The organism is Pseudomonas putida group bacterium ESBL64 (assembly GCF_045277175.1).
GTDB lineage: Bacteria > Pseudomonadota > Gammaproteobacteria > Pseudomonadales > Pseudomonadaceae > Aquipseudomonas > Aquipseudomonas alloputida.
In genome coordinates this window covers 185,139-209,427 of sequence record NZ_CP145799.1, presented here as the reverse complement: position 1 = coordinate 209,427, position 24,289 = coordinate 185,139, and the positions used below count along the sequence as shown (strand labels likewise).

Genomic DNA, 24,289 nt, shown 5'->3' with positions numbered 1-24,289 from the left:
AACCCTGTCAACACTTTTTTTCGCGCTAACCTACTGAATCTTAAACTCTTTATAGAGAGGCTGACTGAGGGGGGCCCCGTAAAGGATTTTCACCAGACGACTAGCGGGTGTTTATTATTATTGATAGCATCGGTACATTCGTTAAAAATATAAAACACGAGGTTCCTGCAGCATGGCTAACACCCCCTACCCCCAGTCCTACTACGCCGCCTCGGCCAACCCGGTGCCGCCACGTCCGGCGCTGCAGGGTGAGGTGGAAACCGATGTGTGCATCATCGGTGCCGGCTACACCGGCCTGTCCAGCGCCCTGTTCCTTCTGGAGAACGGCTTCAAGGTGAGCATCGTCGAAGCGGCCAAGGTCGGCTTCGGCGCATCGGGCCGCAACGGCGGCCAGATCGTCAACAGCTACAGCCGCGACATTGATGTCATCGAACGCACCGTCGGCCCCAAGCAGGCACAACTGCTGGGCCACATGGCCTTCGAGGGCGGGCGCATCATTCGTGAACGCGTGGCCAAGTACAACATTCAGTGCGACCTGAAAGATGGTGGCGTATTCGCTGCCCTTACCAGCAAGCAGATGGGTCACCTGGAATCGCAAAAGCGCCTGTGGGAACGCTTTGGCCATAATCAGCTGGAGCTGATGGACCAGAAGCGCATCCGCGAAGTGGTTGCCTGCGACAGCTACATCGGCGGCATGCTCGACATGAGCGGCGGCCACATCCACCCGCTGAACCTGGCCCTGGGTGAAGCTGCCGCGGTCGAGTCGCTGGGTGGCATCATCTATGAGCAAACCCCGGCCGTGCGCATCGAACGTGGTGCCAACCCGGTCGTGCATACCCCGCAGGGCAAGGTCCGCGCCAAGTTCATCATCGTTGCCGGCAACGCCTACCTGGGCAACCTGGTACCCGAGCTGGCCGCCAAGTCCATGCCATGCGGCACGCAGGTGATCACCACCGAGCCACTGGGCGAAGAACTGGCACGCACCCTGCTGCCGCAGGACTACTGCGTCGAGGACTGCAACTACCTGCTCGACTACTACCGCCTGACCAGCGACAAGCGCCTGATTTTCGGTGGCGGCGTGGTGTACGGCGCGCGTGACCCGGCCAACATCGAGGCGATCATCCGCCCGAAAATGCTCAAGGCCTTCCCGCAGCTGAAGAACGTGAAGATCGACTACGCCTGGACCGGTAACTTCCTGCTGACCTTGTCGCGCCTGCCACAGGTTGGCCGGATTGGCGACAACATCTACTACTCGCAGGGTTGCTCGGGCCACGGCGTGACCTATACCCACCTGGCGGGCAAGGTGCTGGCCGAGGCCCTGCGCGGCCAGGCAGAGCGTTTCGACGCCTTTGCCGGCCTGCCGCACTACCCGTTCCCGGGTGGCCAGATGCTGCGCGTACCCTTCAGCGCCATCGGTGCCTGGTACTACAGCCTGCGCGATCGCCTGGGCTTCTGATTCAGGCAGGCCTGGCCTCTTCGCCGGCAAACCTGCGCCCACACGGACTATGCAATAAGCACAAATCCTGTGGGCGCGGGCTTGCCGGCGAAGAAGCCGGCACAGGCAACGCTATTCGTTCAGGCTATTGACCGCCTGCTTCGCCGCAATCTCTTGCCCGGCCTTGGCCAATTCATCCGCAGCATGCAACCACCGCTGGCGATCAACCTGGGCCGGCAGTTGCCGAGGTGGCTGCACCAGCACCGCCCAACTCCCCTGCTTCTCCCATGCCGATGCAAATTCATCGAATGCCATCACCTGCCGCCGGTGCATGCCCGAGCGCAGCAGCACCCGCTGCTTGTAACGGTCATAGCCCATCAACACCGCATAGCGCGGCTCGCTCCACCAGGCCGAACCGTCCTCGTAACGCAGCAGCACCGGGTTGCCCGCTGCCACCTGGGTCAGCAGCGCGTCCAGTTGCTTGTCCAGCGGGTACACCACCCTACCGTAGTCCCGCGCCACACGGGGAATAGCGGTATCCAGCGTTTCGGCGCCCTGAGGCAGGTTGAGCGGCTTATCCAGCAAGCCCGGCGTAATAGGCGCCCCCTGCTGCGACAGCACTGCCGCCAGCGCCATGGCCCCGCTGTGGTTGGCGTTGCCACGGTAGAACGGCACGCTGCTGATCTCGACTCGCTGCGGCAGGCCCTTGAGGTTGCCGGGCGGTGCGCTGGCGCAGCCGGCCAGGGTGGCAGCCAGCAGGCAGGCAGCCAGTAGCCGCCGGGGGGCAGCCTTGAAGGAATGTTGCTCCATGGACACTCGCTTGTTCCAACGCCAGGCAGGCAGCGCCCGGCTCTGGCCACCGATCATAGGTCCGACAGCGGCGCGGGTATAGTCCGACAGCGCCTTGGAGCGAATCGACCCTAGAGATAGACCATTGTTCGATGGAACGTCACAGACGAAGGGCTAGACTAAAGCAGTGTCTGGAAGGTAAACGCGGGCCAATCAAGCGCTTGCCGCAAAGATGGAGGCACAGATGAGCCTGACCATGGCAATTCTCATGCTGGTAGGCATGTGGCTGAGCGTCGCAGCCGCCATGCTGTGGGGTGTACTGCGTATCGTGCGGCGTCATGCACACCACCTGCCACCGCAGGCACCCGCCAAGCCACAGCCAGTAAGGCGGGCGCGGCGGCATGCCGGGGTGAGCTAACCTCAGGATTTCCCGAAGCCCACTGACTGACAAGCCCGCTGCACAGGTATTCGCAATGTCAGTGCCACGCGAGGTACCTGTGGAAGCGGGCTTGTCCGCGAAAGGGACGCGAAGCGCCCCTTTTTTACATCAACCTTCAGCCGCCTCACGCTTCAGACGCGCTCGGCGGGCCAGGATGTTGAGGACCTCGATAGCCGTCGAGAACGCCATGGCCGCATACACATAGCCCTTGGGTACATGGGCGCCAAAGCCTTCGGCGATCAGCGTCATGCCGATCATGATGAGGAAGCCCAGCGCAAGCATGACCACGGTCGGGTTGTCGTTGATGAAGTTGGCCAGCGGGTCGGCGGCCACCATCATCACGATCACAGCCGTGATAACGGCGATAATCATGATGGGCAGGTGCTCGGTCATGCCCACGGCGGTGATGATGCTGTCGACCGAGAAGACGATGTCCAGCAGCAGGATCTGGAAGATCGCCGCAGCAAAGCCCAGGGTCACCGTGGAGGAGACTTTGGCTTCCTCCTTGGCGCCATGCGGGTCGACGTTTTCGTGAATTTCCTTGGTCGCCTTCCACAGCAGGAACAAACCACCGGCAATCAGAATCACATCCTTCCACGAGAAGGCGTTGCCGAACACTTCGAACACCGGGTCGGTCAACTGGACGATCCAGGCCACGGTGCTGAGCAAGGCCAGCCGCATGACCAAGGCCATGCTGATACCGATACGCCGCGCCTTGGAGCGGTACTCCACCGGCAGTTTGTTGGTCAGGATCGAGATGAAGATCAGGTTGTCGATGCCCAGTACAACTTCCATGGCCACCAGCGTAGCCAGGGCAACCCAGGCGGTAGGGCTAGCGGCGAGTTCCAGCAAATATTCCATTGTTCAAATCCTGCAGCAGCGGTTGGGGTCAGATTTCCTGGGTTTCTTCTTTCTTCTCGGCATCCTTGGGCTTCTGCCCTTCGCCGCCGATGGCTTCGCTCAGCGCCTGCTGGGCAGCCTTGTTGGTGTCGTCGATGGCCTGCTTGGCCGACTGCGCGGCCTGGTCGAGCATCTGCTGGGCGGATTTCTCGGCCTGGTCGCAGCCTGCCAGGGTGAACAGGGCCAAAGCCAGCACCAATGGGGTGCCAATGGATTTGAGTTGCAGCATGGTGTCCTCGCTTGAAATAACCCGGCGGCGCATGGCGCCTGATAGCCGTGCATTCTAGAGACGGCAATAGTTCAGGAAAATTCGTATTTTCATGGCATATACTTCGGTTTTTACGAATCGGAACGACCGACGGTGCTTAACTATCGCCAGCTGCATTACTTCTGGGCCGTGGCCAAGACGGGCAGCATCACCCGCGCCAGCCAACAGCTGAACCTCACACCACAAACCATTAGCGGGCAGATCACCCTGTTCGAGCAAACCTACGGCCTGGAACTGTTCCAGCGCGCCGGCCGGCAGCTGGAACTGACAGAAACCGGCCGCCAGGCCCTGGTGTATGCAGAACAGATGTTTCAGATTGGCAGCGAGCTTGAAGCCATGCTGCGCGCCGGCCCTCAGGAGCAGATCCTGTTTCGTGTGGGGGTGGCTGACGTGGTGCCCAAATCCATTGTCTACCGCCTGCTGGCACCGACCATGGACCTGGAGGAGGTGCTGCGCATCAATTGCCGCGAAGACAAACTTGAGCGGTTACTGGCAGACCTGGCTATTCAGCGCCTGGACCTGGTGATTTCCGACAGCCCCATGCCTAACCACCTGGACATCAAGTGCTACAGCCAAAAGCTGGGCGAGTGCGGGCTGAGCTTCTTCGCCACCCCGGCGCTGGCACAACGGCTTGAAGGTCCTTTTCCAGCTTGCCTGCAGGATGCTCCGCTGCTGGTTCCCGGCCAGGAGACCGTGGTAAGCAGCCGCTTGCTGCGGTGGCTGGGCGAGCAGCAGGTGCAGCCACGGATCGTGGGGGAGTTCGATGACAGTGCCTTGATGCAAGCGTTCGGGCAGTCGGGCAGCGGCATTTTCGTTGCGCCCAGCGTAATCGCCGAGGAGGTGTGCCGTCAGTATGGCGTGCAACTGATCGGGCAGACCGAGGCCGTGCACGAGTCGTTCTATGCCATTTCGGTGGAGCGCAAGGTCAAGCACCCAGGGATCGTGGCGATTACCGAGGGGGCGCGGCGAGAGTTGTTTCACTGGTAGCCATCCAAGCCTGATTGACTACCAACAAGGCGCGCCGTGCCCACCAGGTGCTCTATGGTAAAGTCCGCCCTTTCCAGATTCCGAGATACCGCTGCACATGACCCCTCTCCTCCGCTTCCTCAACCGCACCAGCCTGGTGACTCAGATCGTCATCGGCCTGCTCGCCGGCATCGCCCTCGCCCTGCTGGCACCTGCCATCGCCCGCGACCTGGCCTTTCTTGGCAAGGTGTTTGTCAGCGCCCTGAAGGCGGTTGCGCCCGTGCTGGTGTTCATCCTGGTCATGGCTTCGGTCGCCAACCATCGTCACGGCCAGGAAACCCACATTCGCCCGATCCTCTGGCTGTACCTGCTGGGCACCTTTGCCGCAGCAGTGGTGGCCGTGGTTGCCAGCATGCTGTTCCCGTCGTACCTGGTACTAAGCACCAGCGAAGCCACGCTGAGCGCGCCAGGCGGCATCACCGAGGTGCTGCAGAACCTGCTGCTGAGTGCGGTAGACAACCCGGTCAATGCCCTGCTCAATGCCAACTTCATCGGCGTGCTGACATGGGCCATCGGCTTGGGCGTGGCCCTGCGCCACGCCGGCGAAACCACCCGTACCGTGGTCGAAGACCTGTCCACGGGTGTAACCCTGATCGTGCGCGTGGTCATCCGCTTCGCCCCGCTGGGCATCTTTGGCCTGGTCAGTTCCACCCTGGCCCAGTCGGGCCTGGACGCGCTGCTCGGCTACCTGCACCTGTTGGCGGTACTGATCGGCTGCATGCTGTTCGTGGCGCTGGTGATGAACCCGCTGATCGTGTTCTGGAAGATTCGCCGCAACCCGTACCCGCTGACGCTGCTGTGCCTGCGTGAAAGCGGTATTACCGCGTTCTTCACCCGCAGCTCGGCCGCCAACATCCCGGTGAACCTGGCGTTGTCGGAACGCCTTGGCCTGCATGAAGACACCTACTCGGTGTCGATCCCGCTGGGCGCGACCATCAACATGGCCGGTGCGGCGATCACCATTACCGTGCTGACCCTGGCCGCCGTGCATACCCTGGGTATCCAGGTGGACCTGCCGACTGCCGTGCTGCTCAGCGTGGTGGCGGCAGTGTGCGCCTGCGGCGCCTCGGGCGTGGCTGGGGGTTCGCTGCTGCTGATTCCGCTGGCGTGCAGCCTGTTTGGCATCCCTAGCGAAATTGCCATGCAGGTAGTGGCGGTGGGCTTCATCATCGGCGTGTTGCAGGATTCTGCCGAAACGGCGCTGAATTCTTCAACCGATGTGCTGTTCACCGCGGCGGCGTGTCAGGCCGAAGAGCAGCGTAACGGCTAAGCGGGCCGGGGCCGCTTTGCGGCCCCAATTGCCTTACGCGATCGCATTACCTACCCTAGTGGCCTTTCCCCAGCCACGAGACAGGGCCATGTCAGAACACGAAACCGCAGGTGAAGGCCGCTTCAACAGCATCGAGGTCCGCGTTCTCGGCTCGCTGATCGAAAAGCAGGCCACCAGCCCGGAAAGCTACCCGCTGACCCTCAATGCCCTGGTCCTGGCCTGCAACCAGAAGACCAGCCGCGAGCCGGTGATGAACCTCACCCAAGGCCAGGTCGGCCAGGCGCTGCGCGTCCTCGAAGGTCAGGGCATGACCCGCCTGCAGATGGGCAGCCGTGCCGACCGCTGGGAACATCGGGTAGACAAGGCACTGGAGCTGGTGCCAGCGCAGTTGGTGCTGATGGGCCTGATGTTCCTGCGGGGCCCGCAAACCCTCAACGAACTGCTGACCCGTAGCAACCGCCTGCACGACTTCGACGACACCGAGCAGATCCAGCATCAGCTGGAGCGCCTGATCTCGCGGGGCCTGGCCTTGCACCTGCCACGCCAGGCCGGCCAGCGTGAAGACCGCTACACCCATGCCTTGGGCGACCCGGCGGAAATCGAGGCGATTCTCGCTGCACGGCAGCAGGAAGGCGGCGCGCGCACCAGTGGCGGCAGTGTGTCAGAAGAACGCATCGAGGCCCTCGAAGCCCGCATTGCGGCGCTGGAAGCACGCCTGGCCGAGCTGGAAGGCTGAGCCGTCACGGCTCGGGGTCGGGGAAATTGCGGCAGCTCTTGCGCTCGGCCAGCTCCCGGTCAGTGGGGCGCTGGTCGACGAACACAGCGCGACCGTCGGCGTAGATTTCCAGGTAGCCCCAGTGCAGGTCCTGCTCTTGCTGCCCGGGCTTTGGGGGGACTAGCCACCAGGGTTCGCGGCTGATCAGGGTCATCGGTTTGATTCCTGAGGGGTCTGCAGTAAGCATAGACACCTTCAGGTCCTGCTTTGCTTGCACCGGCCCTTTCGCGGGTAAACCCGCTCCTACAGCGTCCTGTGTCCAACCCTCGATGTGTGTCTACCACCGATCTGTGTAGGAGCGGGTTTACCCGCGAATACGGTAGCGGCAGCAACGGTGAAAGGCGGGTGGAGATTGGCCAGCAGGCCCGGCCACCGACAGGTGTCCACCACCGATCCGATGTAGGAGCGGGTTTACCCGCGAATACGGTAGCGGCAGCAACGGTGAACGGCGGGTGGAGATTGGCCAGCAGGCCCGGCCACCGACAGGTGTCCACCACCGATCCGATGTAGGAGCGGGTTTACCCGCGAATACGGTAGCGGCAGCAACGGTGAACGGCGGGTGGTGATTGGCCAGCAGGCCCGGCCTCTTCGCGGGTAAACCCGCTCCTACGGGGATCTTCACAGTTTCAACAACTGCGCAGTCCTGTGAGAGCGGCTTCAACCGCGAAAGGGCCGTACAGGCTTACGCCGGTGCCGAAGTCCGAATCAGGTGGTCAAAGGCCGCGAGCGACGCCTTGGCCCCCTCACCCACCGCAATGACGATCTGCTTGTACGGCACGGTAGTCACGTCACCTGCTGCAAACACACCCGGGATGCTGGTCTGGCCCTTGGCGTCGACAATGATTTCGCCACGCGGCGACAGCTCGACGGTGCCCTTCAGCCAGTCAGTGTTGGGCAGCAGGCCAATCTGCACGAAGATGCCTTCCAGTGCCACTTCGTGCTGTTCATCCGTGGTGCGGTCCTTGTAGCGCAGACCGGTGACCTTCTCGCCATTGCCCAGCACCTCGGTGGTCAGCGCGCTGGTGATCACGTTGACGTTCGGCAGGCTGCGCAGCTTGCGTTGCAACACCGCATCGGCACGCAACTGGCTGTCGAACTCGATCAGCGTCACCTGGGCGACGATACCGGCCAGGTCGATGGCCGCTTCCACACCCGAGTTGCCGCCGCCAATCACCGCCACGCGTTTGCCCTTGAACAGCGGGCCGTCACAGTGCGGGCAGTAGGCCACGCCGCGGCCACGGTACTCTTGCTCACCCGGCACGTTCATTTCGCGCCAGCGGGCGCCGGTGGCCAGGATCACGGCCTTGGCCTTCAGCGAAGCGCCCCCCGCCAGGCGCACTTCGTGCAGACCGCCCTCGGCGGCCGGAATCAGCGCTTCACCGCGCTGCAGGTTCATGATGTCGACGTCGTACTGCTTGACGTGCTCTTCCAGCGCCGTGGCCAGCTTCGGCCCTTCGGTTTCCTGCACCGAGATGAAGTTCTCGATGGCCAGAGTGTCCAGCACCTGGCCGCCGAAGCGCTCGGCTGCAACACCGGTGCGGATGCCCTTGCGGGCAGCGTAGATGGCAGCCGCGGCGCCAGCGGGGCCACCGCCGACAACCAGCACGTCAAAGGCTTCCTTGGCGTTGATCTTCTCGGCCTGGCGGGCGCCAGCGTTGGTGTCGATCTTGCCAATGATTTCTTCCAGGCCCATACGGCCCTGACCAAACACTTCACCGTTGAGGTAGATACTCGGAACCGCCATGATCTTGCGCGATTCCACTTCGTCCTGGAACAGCGCACCGTCGATGGCAACATGGCGCACGTTGGGGTTGAGTACCGCCATCAGGTTCAGTGCCTGGACGACGTCCGGGCAGTTCTGGCACGACAGCGAGAAGTAGGTTTCGAAGTTGAATTCACCTTCCAGGGCCTGGATCTGCTCGATCACTTCGGCACTGGCCTTTGACGGGTGGCCACCCACTTGCAGCAGTGCCAGCACCAGCGATGTGAACTCGTGGCCCATGGGGATGCCGGCGAAGCGCAGGCTGATATCGGCACCCGGGCGGTTCAGCGAGAACGAAGGGCGACGGGCATCGGTACCGTCCGCGCTGAAGGTAATGAGGTTCGACAGGCTGGCAATCTCTACCAGCAGGTCGTGCAATTCGCGGGACTTCGCGCCGTCGTCGAGGGAAGCAACGATCTCGATCGGCTGGGTGACCCGCTCCAGGTAGGTTTTCAGTTGCGATTTAAGCGTGGCGTCCAACATACGGGCGATTCCTTTTTCAAAACTCGGATACAAAAACGCCCAGGCGAGGTCGCCCGGGCGCTTGACGGGGCGGTAGGTACTTCAGCTTTGGCGGCTGCTTACCGCCCGCGTTATGGGCATGACCTTAGATCTTGCCTACGAGGTCCAGCGACGGCGCCAGAGTGGCTTCGCCTTCTTTCCACTTGGCCGGGCACACTTCGCCAGGGTGAGCGGCAACGTACTGAGCAGCCTTGACCTTACGCAGCAGTTCAGCAGCATCACGGCCTACACCACCGTCGTTCAGCTCGACAATCTTGATCTGGCCTTCCGGGTTGATCACGAAGGTACCGCGGTCGGCCAGGCCGGCTTCTTCGATCAGCACGTCGAAGTTGCGCGAAATGACGTGAGTCGGGTCACCGATCAGCGGGTATTCGATCTTGCCGATGGTGTCCGAAGTGTCGTGCCAGGCTTTGTGAGTGAAGTGGGTGTCGGTGGAAACACCGTAGATTTCCACGCCCAGTTTCTGGAACTCGGCGTAGTTGTCAGCAAGGTCACCCAGCTCGGTCGGGCAAACGAAGGTGAAGTCGGCCGGGTAGAAGAACACGACAGACCACTTGCCTTTCAGATCGGCTTCGCTGACCTGAACGAACTCGCCTTTGTGGTAGGCGGTGGCGTTGAAAGGTTTGACCTGGCTGTTGATGATTGGCATGAGAGACACTCCTTCATGGGGTTGGAATCAGTTGATGGATAGAATCCTAACTAATCATCCCGCTGAAGGCTCATTGGCAAAGCTCATGCTTTCGATTGGTTTTGGCTATAACCGAGGTTACTTAATAGAAGGGAACGGGCTGAGCAAAGGATTGCGGTCCTGAGCGCTGCACTGGCAAAGAAATGTAACAGCTCCCCATTCGGCATCACGGGCAAACGGGTCTAGGCTCAAGCCCATGTGATACCGGGCCCCTCTGACGGCTGCCAAGCCGCCATGTCGGATCACTGTTGCCTTGCAACGTCGACATTCAAGGAGGGGCTCATGACAGCTCTGCAAGCATTCCTCACAACACCTGTCCTCGGTACCAGCGCCTGGTTGTGGCTGGTGTTCATGGCCATCGTCATCGGTTTGTTGGTGCTCGACCTGGGCGTGCTGCACCGCCACGACCGGGAAATTGAAATGCGCGAGAGCCTGCTGCTGTATTCAGGCTATTTCAGTGTCGGTGTGCTGTTCGGCGCGGGGGTCTGGTACCAGTTGGGTGCGCAGTCGGCACTGGAGTTCTACACCGGTTTCCTGGTCGAACAGTCGCTGTCGATGGACAACGTGTTCGTCATGGCGATGATCTTCAGCTACTTCGCCATCCCCCGCCGCTACCAGCACCGCGTGCTGTTCTGGGGCATCCTGGGCGTGGTGTTCCTGCGGGCCATCATGATCGGCGTGGGCGCGGCGCTGGTACAGAACTTTGCCTGGGTGCTGTACATCTTCGGTGCCTTCCTGCTGTTTACCGGGGTGAAAATGGCGCTGTCGAAGGAAGACAGCCGCCCAGACCTGGCCAACAACCCGATCCTCAAGTTCGTGCGGCGGCACATGCGGGTTACCGACCAGATCCATGGCTCGCACTTCTTTGTACGCCACACCCCGGCCGGGCACAGCAAGGCGCTGCGTTATGCCACCCCGCTGTTTCTGGCACTGGTACTGATCGAACTGGCCGACCTGGTGTTTGCCGTCGACAGCGTGCCGGCGATCTTCGCCATCACCCAGGACCCGTTCATCGTCTACACCTCCAACATCTTCGCCATCCTCGGCTTGCGCTCGCTGTATTTCGCGCTGGCGGCGCTGATGCACCGGTTCGTCTACCTCAAGTACGCACTGGCGCTGGTGTTGATCTTCATTGGCTGCAAGATTTTCTACCACGGCATGGTGGGCAAGGTGCCGGCGCTCCTGTCGTTGGGCGTGACATTCGGGTTGTTGCTGGGTGGGGTGGTGATTTCGTTGATCAAGACGCGAGGGCAAAAAAAGGATGACAGTATGGATGGGCACCAGCCGCACGCCATTGGACAAGAACCCGCGTCCAAGAGAGAAAAAGACACGCAACTAGGTGCCTGAGTGAATCAATTGCACTGGCCACGTCGCGGGCAAGCTGAGTGCTGCCCGTGTAGGCGCGGGCTCACCCGCGAATGGGCCGGCGCAGGCTGACGCGTTCACCGCCCGCTACGCAACATCTCCACCGGCACATACTTGCCAATCTCGTATTTGCCAATCGCCGCCCTGTGCACTTCATCGGGCCCGTCAGCCAGGCGCAGAGTGCGCTGCATGGCATACATGTAGGCCAGCGGGAAATCGCCGCTTACCCCTGCCCCGCCATGTATCTGGATAGCCCGGTCAATCACGTTCAAGGCCACGTTCGGCGCCACCACTTTGATCTGGGCGATCTCGCTACGGGCCACCTTGTTGCCGACAGTGTCCATCATGTAGGCCGCTTTGAGCGTCAGCAGCCGGGCCATGTCGATTTCCATGCGCGAGTCGGCGATCTTGTCGACGTTGCCGCCCAAGCGGGCCAGTGGCCGACCAAAAGCAGTACGCTCCACCGAACGCTTGCACATCAACTCCAGTGCGCGCTCGGCCATGCCGATCGAGCGCATGCAGTGGTGGATACGGCCTGGGCCCAGGCGGCCCTGGGCAATTTCGAAGCCGCGGCCTTCGCCAAGGATCACGTTTTCGTACGGCACCCGCACATGCTCGAAAAGGACTTCGGCATGACCATGGGGCGCATCGTCATATCCGAACACCGGCAGCGGGCGGACGATCTTCACGCCTGGCGTGTCGGTCGGCACCAGCACCATGGAATGCTGCTGGTGGCGTGGCCCTTCAGGGTCGGACAGGCCCATGAAGATCATGACCTTGCAGCGCGGGTCGCAGGCGCCGGAAGTCCACCACTTGCGGCCGTTGATCACCCACTCGTCACCGTCCAGTATGGCGGTAGCAGCCATGTTGGTGGCGTCCGAAGAGGCCACGTCCGGTTCGGTCATGGCAAACGCCGACCGGATCTCGCCACGCAGCAGCGGCTCCAGCCACTGGCGTTTCTGCGCCTCGCTGCCGTAGCGCACCAGCACTTCCATGTTGCCAGTGTCCGGCGCCGAGCAGTTGAACGGCTCCGGCCCGAGCAACGAGCGGCCCATGATCTCTGCCAGCGGTGCGTACTCCAGGTTGCTCAGGCCGGCGCCGTATTCCGACTCTGGCAGGAACAGGTTCCACAACCCTTCGGCGCGGGCCTTGGCCTTGAGCGCCTCCATGATTGCAGTGGGCTGCCAGCGGTCACCCTCGGCGACCTGGCGCTCGAACACGGCTTCGGCGGGGTAGACATGGGCGTCCATGAACGCAGTGACACGCTCGCGCAGTGCCTGGACCTTGGGCGAATAGGCGAAATCCATCTGGGCTACCTTCACAGTTCGGAGTACTTGGGCCAGAGCCTAGAGCAGCATTGCTCCATCCACCTAGTCTATTTTCCGCGTGTATAAACATTCATAACCGATATATGATCGGCCGATAATTCCAACAAAGAGCGGCGCCCATGAACCTTAGCAAGGTCGACCTCAACCTGTTCATCGTGTTCGATGCGATCTACACCGAAGCCAACCTGACCCGCGCCGGGCAGATTGTCGGCATTACCCAGCCGGCAGTGTCCAATGCCCTGTCGCGCCTGCGCGAAACCTTCAATGACCCGCTGTTCGTGCGTACCGCGCAAGGCATGGTGCCCACCCCCATGGCGCAGAACATCATCGGCCCTGTGCGCAACGCGCTGGCGCTGCTGCGGACCTCGGTGCAGGAAAGCCGCATTTTCAACCCGCAGCAGGCCAACAAGACCTTCCGCATCAGCATGACCGACCTGACCGAGGCGGTCATCTTGCCGCCGCTGTTCCAGCGCCTGCGCCGTCTGGCGCCGGCAGTCGTGATCGAAAGCTTCCTGTGCAAGCGCCGCGAGACCACCAAGGAACTCGCGGCCGGCCGCCTGGACTTTGCCATCGACGCGCCACTGAACACCGACCCGCAGGTGCGCCACATCAAACTGATGCAAGACCGCTATGTCTGCGCCCTGCGCCAAGGTCACCCGCTGGCCGACAGCAAGCTGACCCTCGACAGCTACCTGGGCATGACCCACATCCATATCTCCAGCCGCCGCAACGGCCTGGGTTACGTCGACCTGGCGCTGGGCAAGATGGGTGTTCAACGCAAGGTCGCCCTGCGTTCGCAACACTACCTGATGGCGTCGCAGGTGTTGCAGCAGACCGACATGGCGATGACGGTCCCCGAGCGCTTCGCCCGTCGCCATCAGTTGCGTTATCAGGCGCTGCCGGTGGAGGTCCCTGCGCTGGAAACGCACCTGTACTGGCATGAAAGCACCGACCAGGACCCGGCCAACCGCTGGATGCGCGAGCAGATCACGGAATTGTGCGAGCGCGTGGTTGCAGAGGAAGAGAAGGCTCTGGAGCCCTGACGGTGCCGGCGAGGGACCCTTCATGGCCCTCACCAGGCAAAGTAGAAAATCCCATGAAAGATCTTCGATAGAGAATTTTTTTCTAAAATAATCGCGAATCGACCTGAGGGAAACGAAAAAATACCGCTGCTGGCAGGTACGCTTACGTCAATGATTGCCGATTTCACGGCCACTGACACGGACCCGCCCTCAATGCCTAGCGCCCCACTCTACTTCGATTACGCCGCCACTACCCCAGTCGACGACCGGGTTATCGAAACCATGCTCGCCTGCCTGGGTAACCAGGCCAACTTCGGCAACCCGGCGTCCAGCGGCCACGCCTTCGGCCAGGCTGCACGTCACGCCGTGGACCAAGCGCGCCAGCAAGTCGCCGAGTGCGTCGGCGCGCACGCCGAGCATCTGGTATGGACGTCGGGTGCGACCGAGTCCAACAACCTGGCGCTCAAGGGTATTGCCCAAGGCATCGGCCAGCCCGGGCACCTGATCACCAGCCAGCTGGAACACAAGGCCGTGCTCGACACCGTGGCCGAACTGGAGCGCCAGGGCTGGGCCGTTACGCGCCTGGCAGCGGATGCCGCTGGCCTGATTCAGCCCGCGAGCGTGCAGGCAGCATTGCGCGCTGACACCCGCCTGGTATCGCTGATGGCGGTCAACAACGAACTGGGCACGGTCACCGATTTTGCCGCGATCGGCGAGCAGGTGCGTGCCCACGGTGCCCTGCTGCACGTGGATGCCGCGCAGGCCGTGGGCAAGCTGGCGATCGACCTGCATACGATGGCCGTGGACCTGATGTCTTTTTCGGCGCACAAGGTCTACGGGCCAAAAGGCATCGGCGCGCTGTATGTCGGGCCGCGCGCCCGCGTGCTGATGCGTGCGCAGATGCACGGCGGCGGCCATGAGCAGGGCCTGCGTTCCGGCACCCTGGCGACCCATCAGATAGCGGGCATGGGCAGTGCCTTTGCCTTGGCCGGCCAACCTGGCGACAGCGAGCACCAGCGCCTCGAGCAACTGGCAAGACGCCTGCGCACAGGCCTGCTGGCCATGCCCGGCGTTACCCTGAACGGCTGCGCCAAGCAACGCATTCCCCATACCTTGAACCTGTGCATCGACAGCAAAGGCTTCAACAGTGCGGCGCTGGCCGGCGAGCTGGCCTTGTCGACCACCTCGGCCTGCAACTCGGCGAGCAACGCTGCCTCGCATGTGCTGCTGGCACTGGGGCTGGATGAGCGTCAGGCTCGCAACAGTGTGCGCTTGAGCATCGGCCGTTTCAGCACCGAGGCTGACGTGGACAAGGCGCTCGAAGTGTTTGGCCGAGTGCTGACGACAGCATCGGCCGCACTGTGGTGACCACCTCGGCTGTTTTCGCCTTGCCTGACCTGCGTCTCAAGACTTTTCGTACAGAGGCTAGAACAGGCGGCTGTCCGGGGTGAAATCCTCAACCTGGATTTTCGCGCTCTGCGCCTGCGGGTGCCGTGGGTTGAACAGGTAATTGGTGGTGCTGGGCATGATCGCGCTTGGCACCGGCAGCAGCAATGCCGAACCGTCATCCAGAAAGCGATTGCCCAGCGTACGGGTCAACTCAGGCTGAGCAGACCAGCCAGGCTGCAAAGCGGGCAACTGCGCCTGGGAAACCGTGTCGGGCAGTTCGATGCGAAGCAAGCGCATGGTGGTCGGGAAATCCTCGGGGTCGATCTCCAGGTGCACCAACACTTCCAGCATCGCCCCGGGAGGGCTGGTGGCGGCATACACCACCGGCCGCCCCGCCTGGTGCCAGCGGCCACTTACACGCAAGCCCCCCGTACCACTCAAGTCTGCATAGGCGCTGATTCGCCACAAAATCACAGGCCATAGCCCTCGGCAATCTGCAGCAGCATTTCTTCGACCTGCGTGGTGCCTTGCTGGGTGGTGAGCATCTGCATCGGCGTCAGCCCCGAGAAACGCTCCTTGGGCTTGGAAAGCCAGCGTTTGGCCTTGCCCGCTTCACCGAACACAGCCTCGGCCATGGCGGTGATGTGGGCCGAGCGGAACAGCCGATCGCTCTCATCCACGGTCAGCGGTTGGTCGCGCTCGATACGGGATTTGAGGGTGCGCAGCGGGATGATCTGGTCGCGCTCCACCGGCGTGAGCACACCGCGTTCGGTCAGCTTTACCAACCAGGTGGCGGCAAAACCATCGGTGATGCGGGTGTGGATTTCGAAGTCACTGGCAAGCTCGGGAATGTCCAGCAGCGCCTGCAAGCGCGCCCGGTACTCGTGGTAACCGTTGTCGCGAAGCACTTCGGCAAGCATGGCAGGCTCCTTTTCGGCATTTGCCGATAAGTATGCGGTATATGCCGGGTCATTGCCAGTTTGCCTGATCGGGCGGTCGACGTCAGGGCTTTGCCAGATTAACTGCCAGCGTTGCCAGGGCCGCACAGCGGCCCCGGAAACCTCACAGGAAGGTGAACACTTGCGATGCCGGCAACCGCGACTTGCTCAGCCCGGCATTGAAGTCCGCCTCACTGCGGTAACCCAGGCTCAGGATCACCACACTGGTAAAGCCACGCTCACGCAAACCCAGTTCGGCATCGAGGACCTTGCTGTCGAAGCCCTCGATCGGCGTGGCATCCAGCCCATGCGCCGCTGCACCCAGCAAGGCAGTTCCCAACGCCAGGTAGGTCTGTTTTTCCATCCAGTGCTGCACATCCTTCTGGTCGAAGCGGTGCAGGTTGACGTAGTGCCGGCGGCTCTGGTTTTGCCCGGCGCGCGCTTGCTCATCACGGAAACGGCCATCGGCAGCCTCTTGATCGAGCACGGCGTTCAGGTGTTCTTCAGTCATTTCGGTACGGGTGCAGAACACGATCACATGCGAGGCATCGAGAAGCTTCTGCGTGTTGTAGGCATAACCCTCAGCAGTGCTCTTGGCCAGGCGGGCCTTGCCTTCGGCCGTGTCGGCGACGATGAAATGCCAGGGCTGGGAATTGACCGACGACGGGCTGTGACGCAGTTGTTCGAGCAGGGCGTCGACGGTGGCCTGGGGAATGCGGCGTGAGGCATCGTAAGCTTTGGTGGTGTAACGGCGCTTGGCCAGCGATACGGTATCCATGCGACAACTCCGGGATGAACAGTGGATTTGCCGGGCATCTTATCTTTCCAGCAAAAAAGAAAAAGCGGCACAATGTAACAACACTTTCATCCCTGGAATGAAAATGCTGCGCATCACCGACCTCGAACTGTTTGCCCGCAGCAGCGTGCTGGGGAGCTTCACTGCCGCCGCCCATGAAGCAGGCCTGCTGCCGGGCCAGGTGGCTGCCGCGATCAAACGCCTGGAACGCGACCTGGATGTACGCCTGTTCGCCCGCACCACCCGCAGCCTGCGCCTGACCGCCGAGGGCGAGCGCTACCTGCCAACCGCGCTGAATGTGCTGGAAAGCCTGCGCCAGGGCCATGAAGATCTGCATGGCAACCCCAATAGCCTGCGCGGCACCCTGCAGGTGTCGGCCCCTTCCGACATGGGCCGCAACATGCTGCTGCCCTGGCTCAGCGCTTTCCGCCGCGACCACCCGGCATTGCAACTGCGCTTCTTCCTGTCCGACCAGATGGCCGACCTCAACCGCGACCCTGTGGATGTGGCCATCCGCTATGGCCTCAACCAGGATGCCAACTACATCGCCCTGCCACTGGCCGAATGGAACCGCCGCGTGCTGGTGGCCTCGCCCGACTACCTGGCCCGTCACGGCCGCCCGCTTACCCCCGACGCACTGCAGCAGCATGCCTGCCTGCTGTACATGCAGCACAGCCGGGTGTACGACAAGTGGCAGCTGGGTAATCGCACCGTGCAGGTGCGTGGGCCGCTGGTCAGTGACGATGCCGACGTCATCCGCCGCCTGGCCATCCAGGGGGAAGGTATCGTCTACAAGTCGTGGCTGGATGTCAGCGCCAACATCGCGGCCGGTGAACTGGAAATGGTCCTGCCCGAATTGCTCGGCGAGCCTACCCCGCTGACCTTGGTCTGCCCTCATCGCAAACAACTCACACCGGCCGTGAAGCAATTGCACCTGTGGCTACGCGAACGCTTCGAGGCCCTGCGCGCCCGGGCACTGACCAACGGCTGCACAATCGTTCCAGACTGAGCCGGGGGCGTTGCGCTAAGGTAGCCATTTACCCCACGGTACACGTCCATGAGCAACTGGATCGACTTCAAACAAGACGCCGACACTGGCATCGAGTCGGTCCGCGCGCATTTTGTCGGCCATGCCTATGATCCCCACTGGCACGACAGCTTCCTGGTCGGCGTGACCGAGCAGGGCGTGCAGCAGTTCAACTGCCGCCGGGTGCGCCACCGCAGCACGCCGGGGCAGGTATTCTTACTTGAGCCTGGCGACATCCACGATGGCCTGGCGCCCACCGAAGAAGGCTTCACCTATTCGACGCTGTACCTGGAGCCCGCCTGGCTCGACCAACAGCTGCGCGCGCTGTACGAGCACGCGCCGGGCGACAGCCTGCCCAGCTTCGCCGACACCCTGTGCCACGACGAACGCCTGGCACGGGCCACCGCCCTGGCCTTCAGGGCCGTGCATGACCAGGACTTGCGCATCGTCAGGCAAACGGCCATGGACGATCTGCTGGCCTGCCTGACCCGCCACCTGCACTGGCGCCGCCGCATCAACCCCGACCCGCGCCTGCCGCTGACCGCACAGCGCGCCCGGGACTTCCTGCATGCCAATCTGGAGCGCGACATCGGCCTGGAGGACCTGGCCCAGGCCTGCGGCATTGACCGCTTTCGCCTGACGCGTGCGTTCAAGGCGGCGTTCGGCATTGCACCCCATGCCTACCTGATCCAGCTGCGCCTGGCCCGCGCGCGGCGCCTGCTTGCCCAAGGCCAGACACCGGCCGAAGTGGCCGTGGCGTTGGGCTTTGCCGACCAGAGCCACCTGGGGCGCTGGTTCCGCCGCGCCTACCAGTTGACCCCGGCCGACTACCGCAGGCGCTGCTCAAACCTTCCAGACTGAGTGCCGGCGGGCAGCGAGCATGGTGCTTCGATGTTACGGAGCCCATGAACCATGTCTGAGTCGTTGTTGCCCTTCATTCTGTTTGCCCTGGTGTCCAGTATCAGCCCGGGGCCGACCAACCTGTTGATCCTGGCCCATGGCGCCCGCCGGGGCCTGCGCGCAAGCCTGGCGCCGATCGTGGCGGCGTGTGGCGCGGCTGCAGCCATTGTGCTGCTCGTCGGGCTGGGGCTGGGCGAACTGCTGCTGCGCCACCCCCTGGCACAACAGCTGATGAGCTGGGCCGGGGTGCTGTGGCTGAGTAGCCTGGCCTGGAAGATGCTGCGCAGTGCCGCCGCCCCGCTCCACACGACCACGGCGCCAGGCTTCAGTGCGCTCAGCGCGGCTTCGTTGCAGGTGGTGAACCCCAAGGTGTGGTTGATGGCCGTGGCGGTGGTCGGGGTATTTGCCGCGCCGTCGTTGCCAGTGTGGCAGCTGGCGCTGGTGTTCTTGCTGATCGCTCTGCCGAGCATGGCCGCGTGGGCGGTGTTGGGGGTGGGGAGCGCCCGGTGGCTGCAGGCACCGGGGCGGTTGCGGGTGTTCAACCAGGTATTGGCGGGGGTTTTGTTGATATCGGCATGGGCTGCCGTATTGGCCTGAGTCTCTACTTGACCGGCAAGGGGCCTGAGCGGCCCCGGCTCAGCGTGCCAACGCCTCGCGAAAGCGCCGGGTACTGGCAACGGCCAGTACCAGCCCGACCACTGCCACGCTGCCGCCCACCAGGCCGATATCCGCCACATTCATCTGGCTGCTGACGATACTGCCCAGCAGCGCACCCCCGCCAATACCGATGTTGTAGATACCCGAGAACAGCGCCATGGCCACATCGGTGGCGTCGGACGCCAGCTTCAGGGTCTTGGACTGCAGCGCCAGGCTGAAGCTGAGAATGGCCACGCCCCAGAACATGCTCAGCACTGCGAACACATAGAAGTTGCCCGACAGCGGCAACATCAGCAACAGGCACGCGGCGAGTACCCCGATCGAACCCACCAGGAAGCCATGCGGGAAGCGGTCGCTGTAACGGCTGAACAACAACGAACCAAAAACCCCGGCACCGCCGAACAACAGCAGCAACAGTGTGGTGCGGTCGCCGCCGATCTGCGCTACGTGCAGGGCGAACGGCTCGATATAGCTGTAGGCCGTGAACTGCGCGGTAATGACCAACGTCACCAACAAGTAGGTAATGACCAGTGCCGGGCGCTTGAACAGGACCGGCAGGCTGCGCAACGAACCGGAGTTCTGGCTGGGCAGCAGCGGCAGCGATTTCATCAGGCACAGCATGGTGGCTAGCGCTACCCCGCCAATGCTCAGGAACGTGATGCGCCAGCCCAGTGCCTCGCCCACCACACGGCCCAGCGGGATGCCCAGGACCATGGCCAGGGTAGTACCGGTGGCCAGCAGGCCCAGCGCCTTGGCCTGCTGGCCCGGCGGCGCCACACGCACCGCCAGCGAGGCGGTGATGGACCAGAACACCGCATGCGCCAGGGCAATGCCGATACGGCTGACCAGCAGCATGGCGAAGCTCTGCGAAAGCCACGACAGCAAGTGGCTGACAATGAACACCAGGAACACGAACAGCAGCAGACGCCGCCGTTCGATGTTGCGGGTCAGCAACATCATGGGCAACGAGGCCAGCGCCACGATCCAGGCATAGATGGTCAGCATCAGGCCGACCTGGGCAGTGCTCATGTCGAAGCTGCGGCCAATGTCACTGAGCAGCGCCACCGGGACGAACTCGGTGGTGTTGAAAATGAAGGCCGCCAAGGCCAGGGCGATGACGCTCAGCCAGCTGCCGCTGCCCGTTGTGGGCGGCAGGTGTGTGGGTATGGGTCCGTTCATGGGTGGAAACCGCTTCTCCGCAGACAAAGCAACAGGTCGCACGCCAGCCACCCGCTTGCAGGGGTGCCAACGTACGTTTTGTTATGGATAGGAATGCCCGGCATGGTACGCGTCAAGCTGGGGCCTCACAACCGCAGGGCAGGCAGAAGGAGTACCATGCGCGCTTTGTGTGAAACGCGCGTGCAACAAGGAGCCCGATCCGCTCATGGACAAGCAGCACCCCCAGCAGCAGTGGCAGCAGGCAGTCATCGCCTATGCCCAGGCCGTCAACGACTACGTCGCGCAGGGCCGTGCGCACGGCTGGGACAACCTCGAAGAGCCGCAGGCACCCGCCACCGAACACCTGCTCGACGCCTGGCTGGCAGCCCTGCAGGCAGCCAACCGCCCTGGCATGGACGAACCGCAGCGTCAGGCATTTCGCGAGGCCTGGCCACCCGCACACCACCCCTTGATACCTATGCTCGAAGACCACGGCCAAGGCATCAGCCATGTCCTGCTGCTGGAAGATGGCAGCCTGCTGGCCCGCATCGGTATGCCTTACGACAAGGGCCAGGTGGTGCGTATCGATCACCATGGGGTAACCCCGGTCATCGGCATCGAACACTTTGGCCGTTGCCCGGCGCGGCGCTATTTCGCCCTGGCCAATGCCGAGGGCGTGCGTGTGACCGATGGCTGGGGCGGCCCGCAAGTGCAGCGCCTGGCCTGGCCTACGGGGCTGGAGGGGTTGCCGCCAGGCTACCCGTTCGAGCCGTTCGACCTGCCGCCCACACCGACCGCGCTGATCCCCTTCCCCGATGGCCAGCGAGTGCTGCTGGTGAGTGCCGAAGGTATCTTCGTGCTGGCCACTCAAGGTGCGACTCGCCTGCTGCCACAGCAGACACGGGTGCTCGATGAGCTGGCCGAGGGCACCGACCCGGACGACATCAGCCTGGGGCTGAGCATGGAGCATGGTGCGGTGTCGGCGGATGGCCGGCTGATCGTCGTGGGTGAGCAAGGCAGCCGACACCTTGTTCTGGACGAACGACTCAAGCCGCTGGCGCACATCGGCCCAGGCAGCGAATACCCGCACTTTGCCTTGTTCAACCGCGCGGGTGACCAGTTGATCGTCAATGCCTGCCATTTCTACAGCGGTGCCACGCTGGCCGTGAGGGTGGCAGACCTGCACGAGCTGGATACCGATTACTACAGCCAGGACCCGCGTACCCCGCTGGTGCAGGATGGCGCAAGGGTGTATGCGGGGGTTGCGCGCGATGGCGAGTACATTGTGGGTGATGCCTATGGCTACCTGCGGGCGTTTGGCGAAGAGGGTAAGGAGCATTGGCAGCATTACCTGGGATCGACCATCAGTGCGATGGATATCAGCGCCGACGGACAAACGCTGGTGGCGGCGAGCCATGCGGGGGTTATTTCGGTGATTGCGCTGGATAGCGGGCGGCCCGAGTGGCAGATCGGTACCGGGGCGCACGGCGAGGTGCGGCGATGGTTGTTCTGGAAGGGCTGGGACAAGCCGATGGCCTGGTAAAGCGGCTGCATCGGTGCTGCCTGTACGGGCCCCACCGCGCGCAAGCCCTACATCACCCCTGTGTAGGAGCGGGCTTGCCCGCGAAGAGGCCCGTACAGGCAACCGACCCATCAGCCTTGTAACGTGGCCATGTCGATCACGAACCGGTACTTCACATCACCGGCAATCATCCGCTCATAGGCCTGGTTGATGTTGCGGATATCCAGCATCTCGATATCGCAACGGATGCCGTGCTCGGCGCAGAAGTTCAGTACTTCCTGAGTCTCGGCAATCCCCCCGATCAACGACCCCGCCAGCACCCGGCGCTTCATCACCAGGTTGGCCGCATGCAATGCCGGGTCGATCGGTTCGATCAGGCCAACCAGGATGTGCACACCGTCGAACTTCAGCGTTTCCAGGTACGGGTTGAGGTCGTGCTGCACCGGAATGGTGTCGAGCAGGAAATCGAAACGGCCAGCAGCGGCGCGCATCTGCTCGGCATCGGTGGAGACGATCACATGGTCGGCCCCTTGGCGGCGCGCTTCCTCGGCCTTGGCCTGAGAGCGCGTGAACAGGGTCACTTCCGCACCCAGGGCCTTGGCCAGTTTGATGCCCATGTGGCCCAGGCCGCCCATGCCGAGGATGCCGATCTTGTGGCCCGGGCCAACGCCGTGGTGCTTGAGCGGCGAATAGGTGGTGATGCCGGCACACAGGATAGGTGCAGCGCTGGGCAGGTCCATGCCGGCCGGTATGCGCACCACGAAGTGCTCGCTGACCACGATGCTGCTGGAGTACCCCCCCATGGTGTTGCTGCCGTCGACCCGGTCCGGGGTGGCGTAGGTCATGGTCGGGCCTTCGAGGCAATATTGCTCCAGGTCCTTGGCGCAGGCTTCACAGGTACGGCACGAGTCAACCATGCAGCCGACGCCCACCAGGTCACCGACCTTGTGCGCGGTGACGTTGTCGCCCACCGCCGTGACCCGGCCGATGATCTCGTGGCCCGGCATCAGCGGGTACACGGCAATGCCCCATTCGTTGCGCGCCTGGTGGATGTCGGAGTGGCACACGCCGCAGTACAGGATGTCGATGGCGACGTCATCCGGGCGCGGGCTGCGGCGTTGGAACGTCATGGGGGCCAGGGGGCTGGTGGGGGTTTGAGCGGCATAACCGATGGCGGTATACATGCAGGGCCTCGCAGTGAAGTGAAACGATTCAGGCGACGCATTTTGCGCGTCGTTCGCCGCCTCGCCCACGGCTGATTCTCCGGCATGCATGCCTGATTCTACGAAGATGCCAAGCTATAGCTGGCGCCACGCCCTCAATCTGCGATGATCAAGCTGTCTGATTCTCTGCCCTTGGTCCACCATGCAACTGACCCGTCACGTCGATGCCAATGCGCCGCTCTGCTCACTGATCCGCAGCCTCACCACGCGCCCGGGCTTCGTGCCCACCCTCCTGCCCCAGGTGCAGGTGCTGAGCTGGGACCACTATGTGGCCAGCAGCCCACAGATTTACGAACCCAGCCTCATGATCCTGGCCCAGGGCAGCAAGCTGGCACGCCTGGGGCCGCGCACCCTGGAGTACGGCGCCGGGCATTACCTGGTGCAGGCGTTGTCGGTGCCGTTCATGTGCGAAACCTTCGCCACCCCTGACGCGCCATTGCTGGGCGTGGCGGTGGGCATCGACCGTGGCGTGCTGGGCGAGTTGGTGCAGAGCATGGGCTTGGCACCGGACGCTGAAGTGCAGGCGCAAACACCGCAATCGATGACCTCCGCAGCACTGGATGCGCCAATGCGCGAAAGTGTGGAACGGCTGCTGCACTGCCTGCAGGACCCGCTTGACGCCAAGGTACTGGGCCCGGCGCGCGTACGCGAGGTGCTGTATACCGCGCTGCGCGGCCCGCAGGCCGGTGTGTTGCGGGCACTGGTGGAGCAACAGGGGCACTTCGCCCGCATCGGTGCCGCCCTCGCCCACCTGCGCGAGCACTACGCCGAGCCGCTGAGCGTGGAGGCACTGGCCGCGCGGGCCAACATGAGCGTTTCGACCTTCCATGAACACTTCAAGCGCTGCACCGACATGGCACCGATGCAGTACCTCAAGCGCTTGCGGCTACTCAAGGCGCAGCAGATGCTGATCGGCGAAGGCCTGGGCGTGGCACAGGCTGCGCACCGGGTGGGCTATCAGAGTACCTCGCAGTTCAGCCGCGAGTACAAGCGCCAGTTCGAGCGCAGCCCAGGGGATGAATTGCCTTACCAAAGCATGCCGGTGTAATCACCCGATCTGAACAGCCCCTGCAGGTACGCATCCGGGACA

At 63.0% G+C, this 24,289-nt stretch carries 25 protein-coding genes; 13 read left to right on the top strand and 12 right to left on the bottom strand.

Annotated elements, in window-relative coordinates:
- Positions 1–172 precede the first annotated feature (172 nt).
- Complete coding sequence (locus V6093_RS00945; RefSeq protein WP_003250557.1) at positions 173–1,456, top strand: FAD-binding oxidoreductase; 1,284 nt, start codon at positions 173–175, stop codon at positions 1,454–1,456.
- Positions 1,457–1,567: 111 nt separating this feature from the next.
- On the opposite strand, the gene V6093_RS00940 is transcribed toward V6093_RS00945, so the two are convergent.
- Entirely contained in the window at positions 1,568–2,302 is a 735-nt protein-coding gene (locus V6093_RS00940; RefSeq protein WP_003250555.1) for a peptidase C39 family protein, read from the bottom strand.
- Between the two features lie 166 nt (positions 2,303–2,468).
- Here V6093_RS00940 and V6093_RS00935 point away from each other — a divergent pair, with 166 nt between their 5' ends.
- Positions 2,469–2,642, top strand: coding sequence for a hypothetical protein (locus tag V6093_RS00935; protein WP_012052896.1), 174 nt, complete (start codon positions 2,469–2,471; stop codon positions 2,640–2,642).
- 129 nt (positions 2,643–2,771) lie between these two features.
- Here the strand turns inward: V6093_RS00935 and V6093_RS00930 are convergent, their stop codons facing one another.
- Both V6093_RS00930 and V6093_RS00925 read right to left on the bottom strand, forming a co-directional pair.
- Entirely contained in the window at positions 2,772–3,524 is a 753-nt protein-coding gene (locus V6093_RS00930) for a TerC family protein (protein WP_003250551.1), read from the bottom strand.
- A gap of 28 nt (positions 3,525–3,552) precedes the next feature.
- Complete coding sequence (locus V6093_RS00925) at positions 3,553–3,792, bottom strand: hypothetical protein (protein ID WP_003250549.1); 240 nt, start codon at positions 3,790–3,792, stop codon at positions 3,553–3,555.
- A gap of 132 nt (positions 3,793–3,924) precedes the next feature.
- Here V6093_RS00925 and nhaR point away from each other — a divergent pair, with 132 nt between their 5' ends.
- From nhaR to V6093_RS00910, 3 genes are all read left to right on the top strand, one after another.
- A complete protein-coding gene (nhaR, locus tag V6093_RS00920; RefSeq protein WP_004573709.1) occupies positions 3,925–4,818 on the top strand; it encodes a transcriptional activator NhaR in 894 nt (297 codons plus the stop codon).
- 97 nt (positions 4,819–4,915) lie between these two features.
- On the top strand, positions 4,916–6,127 hold the full coding sequence (gene sstT, locus V6093_RS00915; RefSeq protein WP_003250545.1) for a serine/threonine transporter SstT: 1,212 nt from the start codon (positions 4,916–4,918) through the stop codon (positions 6,125–6,127).
- An 88-nt stretch (positions 6,128–6,215) separates the two neighbouring features.
- Positions 6,216–6,863, top strand: coding sequence for a YceH family protein (locus V6093_RS00910; protein ID WP_004573713.1), 648 nt, complete (start codon positions 6,216–6,218; stop codon positions 6,861–6,863).
- A 4-nt stretch (positions 6,864–6,867) separates the two neighbouring features.
- Here the strand turns inward: V6093_RS00910 and V6093_RS00905 are convergent, their stop codons facing one another.
- The 3 genes from V6093_RS00905 to ahpC form a co-directional block, all read right to left on the bottom strand.
- Entirely contained in the window at positions 6,868–7,056 is a 189-nt protein-coding gene (locus tag V6093_RS00905) for a hypothetical protein (protein ID WP_003250541.1), read from the bottom strand.
- A 528-nt stretch (positions 7,057–7,584) separates the two neighbouring features.
- Positions 7,585–9,147, bottom strand: a complete 1,563-nt coding sequence (ahpF, locus tag V6093_RS00900; RefSeq protein WP_265978367.1) for an alkyl hydroperoxide reductase subunit F — start codon at positions 9,145–9,147, stop codon at positions 7,585–7,587.
- Positions 9,148–9,271: 124 nt separating this feature from the next.
- Positions 9,272–9,835 (bottom strand): alkyl hydroperoxide reductase subunit C, encoded by a 564-nt coding sequence (gene ahpC / locus V6093_RS00895; RefSeq protein WP_003250537.1) that lies wholly within the window; start codon positions 9,833–9,835, stop codon positions 9,272–9,274.
- 321 nt (positions 9,836–10,156) lie between these two features.
- Between ahpC and V6093_RS00890 the strand changes: the two genes are divergently transcribed.
- Positions 10,157–11,221: a TerC family protein gene (locus tag V6093_RS00890; RefSeq protein WP_041167238.1), complete on the top strand. Its 1,065-nt coding sequence runs from the start codon at positions 10,157–10,159 to the stop codon at positions 11,219–11,221.
- A gap of 95 nt (positions 11,222–11,316) precedes the next feature.
- Here the strand turns inward: V6093_RS00890 and V6093_RS00885 are convergent, their stop codons facing one another.
- Positions 11,317–12,546, bottom strand: coding sequence for an acyl-CoA dehydrogenase (locus tag V6093_RS00885; protein WP_265978365.1), 1,230 nt, complete (start codon positions 12,544–12,546; stop codon positions 11,317–11,319).
- A 140-nt stretch (positions 12,547–12,686) separates the two neighbouring features.
- Between V6093_RS00885 and V6093_RS00880 the strand changes: the two genes are divergently transcribed.
- Together V6093_RS00880 and V6093_RS00875 are read left to right on the top strand one after the other, a co-directional pair.
- Positions 12,687–13,610, top strand: coding sequence for a LysR family transcriptional regulator (locus V6093_RS00880; RefSeq protein ID WP_004573723.1), 924 nt, complete (start codon positions 12,687–12,689; stop codon positions 13,608–13,610).
- Positions 13,611–13,802: 192 nt separating this feature from the next.
- Complete coding sequence (locus V6093_RS00875) at positions 13,803–14,957, top strand: cysteine desulfurase family protein (protein ID WP_265978363.1); 1,155 nt, start codon at positions 13,803–13,805, stop codon at positions 14,955–14,957.
- 57 nt (positions 14,958–15,014) lie between these two features.
- Here the strand turns inward: V6093_RS00875 and V6093_RS00870 are convergent, their stop codons facing one another.
- The 3 genes from V6093_RS00870 to V6093_RS00860 form a co-directional block, all read right to left on the bottom strand.
- Positions 15,015–15,452 carry an RES family NAD+ phosphorylase gene (locus V6093_RS00870; protein ID WP_012052908.1) on the bottom strand — a complete coding sequence of 146 codons (438 nt, stop codon included), beginning with the start codon at positions 15,450–15,452 and terminating at the stop codon, positions 15,015–15,017.
- On the bottom strand, positions 15,449–15,898 hold the full coding sequence (locus V6093_RS00865; RefSeq protein ID WP_003250525.1) for an antitoxin Xre/MbcA/ParS toxin-binding domain-containing protein: 450 nt from the start codon (positions 15,896–15,898) through the stop codon (positions 15,449–15,451). The genes V6093_RS00870 and V6093_RS00865 overlap by 4 nt, the downstream gene beginning before the upstream one ends.
- 142 nt (positions 15,899–16,040) lie before the next feature.
- The gene (locus V6093_RS00860) at positions 16,041–16,694 is read right to left on the bottom strand and encodes an oxygen-insensitive NAD(P)H-dependent nitroreductase NfsB (RefSeq protein WP_004573726.1); all 654 of its coding nucleotides are present in this window, start codon (positions 16,692–16,694) and stop codon (positions 16,041–16,043) included.
- 103 nt (positions 16,695–16,797) lie between these two features.
- Here V6093_RS00860 and V6093_RS00855 point away from each other — a divergent pair, with 103 nt between their 5' ends.
- Genes V6093_RS00855 through V6093_RS00845 form a run of 3 tightly spaced genes read left to right on the top strand, consistent with a single transcriptional unit; the run spans position 16,798 to position 19,236 of the window.
- A complete protein-coding gene (locus V6093_RS00855) occupies positions 16,798–17,721 on the top strand; it encodes a LysR family transcriptional regulator (protein ID WP_064614214.1) in 924 nt (307 codons plus the stop codon).
- Positions 17,722–17,769: 48 nt separating this feature from the next.
- Positions 17,770–18,600 carry an AraC family transcriptional regulator gene (locus tag V6093_RS00850; protein WP_003250518.1) on the top strand — a complete coding sequence of 277 codons (831 nt, stop codon included), beginning with the start codon at positions 17,770–17,772 and terminating at the stop codon, positions 18,598–18,600.
- Positions 18,601–18,651: 51 nt separating this feature from the next.
- Positions 18,652–19,236 carry a LysE family translocator gene (locus V6093_RS00845; RefSeq protein ID WP_004573728.1) on the top strand — a complete coding sequence of 195 codons (585 nt, stop codon included), beginning with the start codon at positions 18,652–18,654 and terminating at the stop codon, positions 19,234–19,236.
- A 39-nt stretch (positions 19,237–19,275) separates the two neighbouring features.
- Here V6093_RS00845 and V6093_RS00840 read toward each other — a convergent pair whose 3' ends face one another.
- Positions 19,276–20,475, bottom strand: coding sequence for a sugar transporter (locus tag V6093_RS00840; protein ID WP_014861778.1), 1,200 nt, complete (start codon positions 20,473–20,475; stop codon positions 19,276–19,278).
- A gap of 205 nt (positions 20,476–20,680) precedes the next feature.
- Here V6093_RS00840 and V6093_RS00835 point away from each other — a divergent pair, with 205 nt between their 5' ends.
- The gene (locus V6093_RS00835) at positions 20,681–21,997 is read left to right on the top strand and encodes a hypothetical protein (protein ID WP_047603997.1); all 1,317 of its coding nucleotides are present in this window, start codon (positions 20,681–20,683) and stop codon (positions 21,995–21,997) included.
- 110 nt (positions 21,998–22,107) lie between these two features.
- Here the strand turns inward: V6093_RS00835 and calA are convergent, their stop codons facing one another.
- The gene (calA, locus tag V6093_RS00830; protein ID WP_047603998.1) at positions 22,108–23,160 is read right to left on the bottom strand and encodes a vanillin reductase; all 1,053 of its coding nucleotides are present in this window, start codon (positions 23,158–23,160) and stop codon (positions 22,108–22,110) included.
- A gap of 181 nt (positions 23,161–23,341) precedes the next feature.
- On the opposite strand from calA, the gene V6093_RS00825 reads away from it, so the two are divergent.
- Positions 23,342–24,247, top strand: a complete 906-nt coding sequence (locus tag V6093_RS00825; RefSeq protein WP_003250509.1) for an AraC family transcriptional regulator — start codon at positions 23,342–23,344, stop codon at positions 24,245–24,247.
- Positions 24,248–24,289 lie beyond the last annotated feature (42 nt).

Coding starts and splice junctions, on each gene's coding strand:
- calA (WP_047603998.1), bottom strand. CDS start 23,160: ATGTATACCGCCATCGGTTATGCCGCTCAAACCCCCACCAGCCCCCTG.
- V6093_RS00825 (WP_003250509.1), top strand. CDS start 23,342: ATGCAACTGACCCGTCACGTCGATGCCAATGCGCCGCTCTGCTCACTG.
- V6093_RS00925 (WP_003250549.1), bottom strand. CDS start 3,792: ATGCTGCAACTCAAATCCATTGGCACCCCATTGGTGCTGGCTTTGGCC.
- V6093_RS00875 (WP_265978363.1), top strand. CDS start 13,803: ATGCCTAGCGCCCCACTCTACTTCGATTACGCCGCCACTACCCCAGTC.
- V6093_RS00845 (WP_004573728.1), top strand. CDS start 18,652: ATGTCTGAGTCGTTGTTGCCCTTCATTCTGTTTGCCCTGGTGTCCAGT.
- V6093_RS00905 (WP_003250541.1), bottom strand. CDS start 7,056: ATGACCCTGATCAGCCGCGAACCCTGGTGGCTAGTCCCCCCAAAGCCC.
- V6093_RS00935 (WP_012052896.1), top strand. CDS start 2,469: ATGAGCCTGACCATGGCAATTCTCATGCTGGTAGGCATGTGGCTGAGC.
- V6093_RS00850 (WP_003250518.1), top strand. CDS start 17,770: ATGAGCAACTGGATCGACTTCAAACAAGACGCCGACACTGGCATCGAG.
- V6093_RS00945 (WP_003250557.1), top strand. CDS start 173: ATGGCTAACACCCCCTACCCCCAGTCCTACTACGCCGCCTCGGCCAAC.
- sstT (WP_003250545.1), top strand. CDS start 4,916: ATGACCCCTCTCCTCCGCTTCCTCAACCGCACCAGCCTGGTGACTCAG.
- V6093_RS00890 (WP_041167238.1), top strand. CDS start 10,157: ATGACAGCTCTGCAAGCATTCCTCACAACACCTGTCCTCGGTACCAGC.
- V6093_RS00865 (WP_003250525.1), bottom strand. CDS start 15,898: ATGCTTGCCGAAGTGCTTCGCGACAACGGTTACCACGAGTACCGGGCG.
- V6093_RS00910 (WP_004573713.1), top strand. CDS start 6,216: ATGTCAGAACACGAAACCGCAGGTGAAGGCCGCTTCAACAGCATCGAG.
- V6093_RS00860 (WP_004573726.1), bottom strand. CDS start 16,694: ATGGATACCGTATCGCTGGCCAAGCGCCGTTACACCACCAAAGCTTAC.
- ahpC (WP_003250537.1), bottom strand. CDS start 9,835: ATGCCAATCATCAACAGCCAGGTCAAACCTTTCAACGCCACCGCCTAC.
- V6093_RS00880 (WP_004573723.1), top strand. CDS start 12,687: ATGAACCTTAGCAAGGTCGACCTCAACCTGTTCATCGTGTTCGATGCG.
- V6093_RS00930 (WP_003250551.1), bottom strand. CDS start 3,524: ATGGAATATTTGCTGGAACTCGCCGCTAGCCCTACCGCCTGGGTTGCC.
- V6093_RS00835 (WP_047603997.1), top strand. CDS start 20,681: ATGGACAAGCAGCACCCCCAGCAGCAGTGGCAGCAGGCAGTCATCGCC.
- ahpF (WP_265978367.1), bottom strand. CDS start 9,147: ATGTTGGACGCCACGCTTAAATCGCAACTGAAAACCTACCTGGAGCGG.
- V6093_RS00855 (WP_064614214.1), top strand. CDS start 16,798: ATGCTGCGCATCACCGACCTCGAACTGTTTGCCCGCAGCAGCGTGCTG.
- V6093_RS00885 (WP_265978365.1), bottom strand. CDS start 12,546: ATGGATTTCGCCTATTCGCCCAAGGTCCAGGCACTGCGCGAGCGTGTC.
- V6093_RS00940 (WP_003250555.1), bottom strand. CDS start 2,302: ATGATCGGTGGCCAGAGCCGGGCGCTGCCTGCCTGGCGTTGGAACAAG.
- V6093_RS00840 (WP_014861778.1), bottom strand. CDS start 20,475: ATGAACGGACCCATACCCACACACCTGCCGCCCACAACGGGCAGCGGC.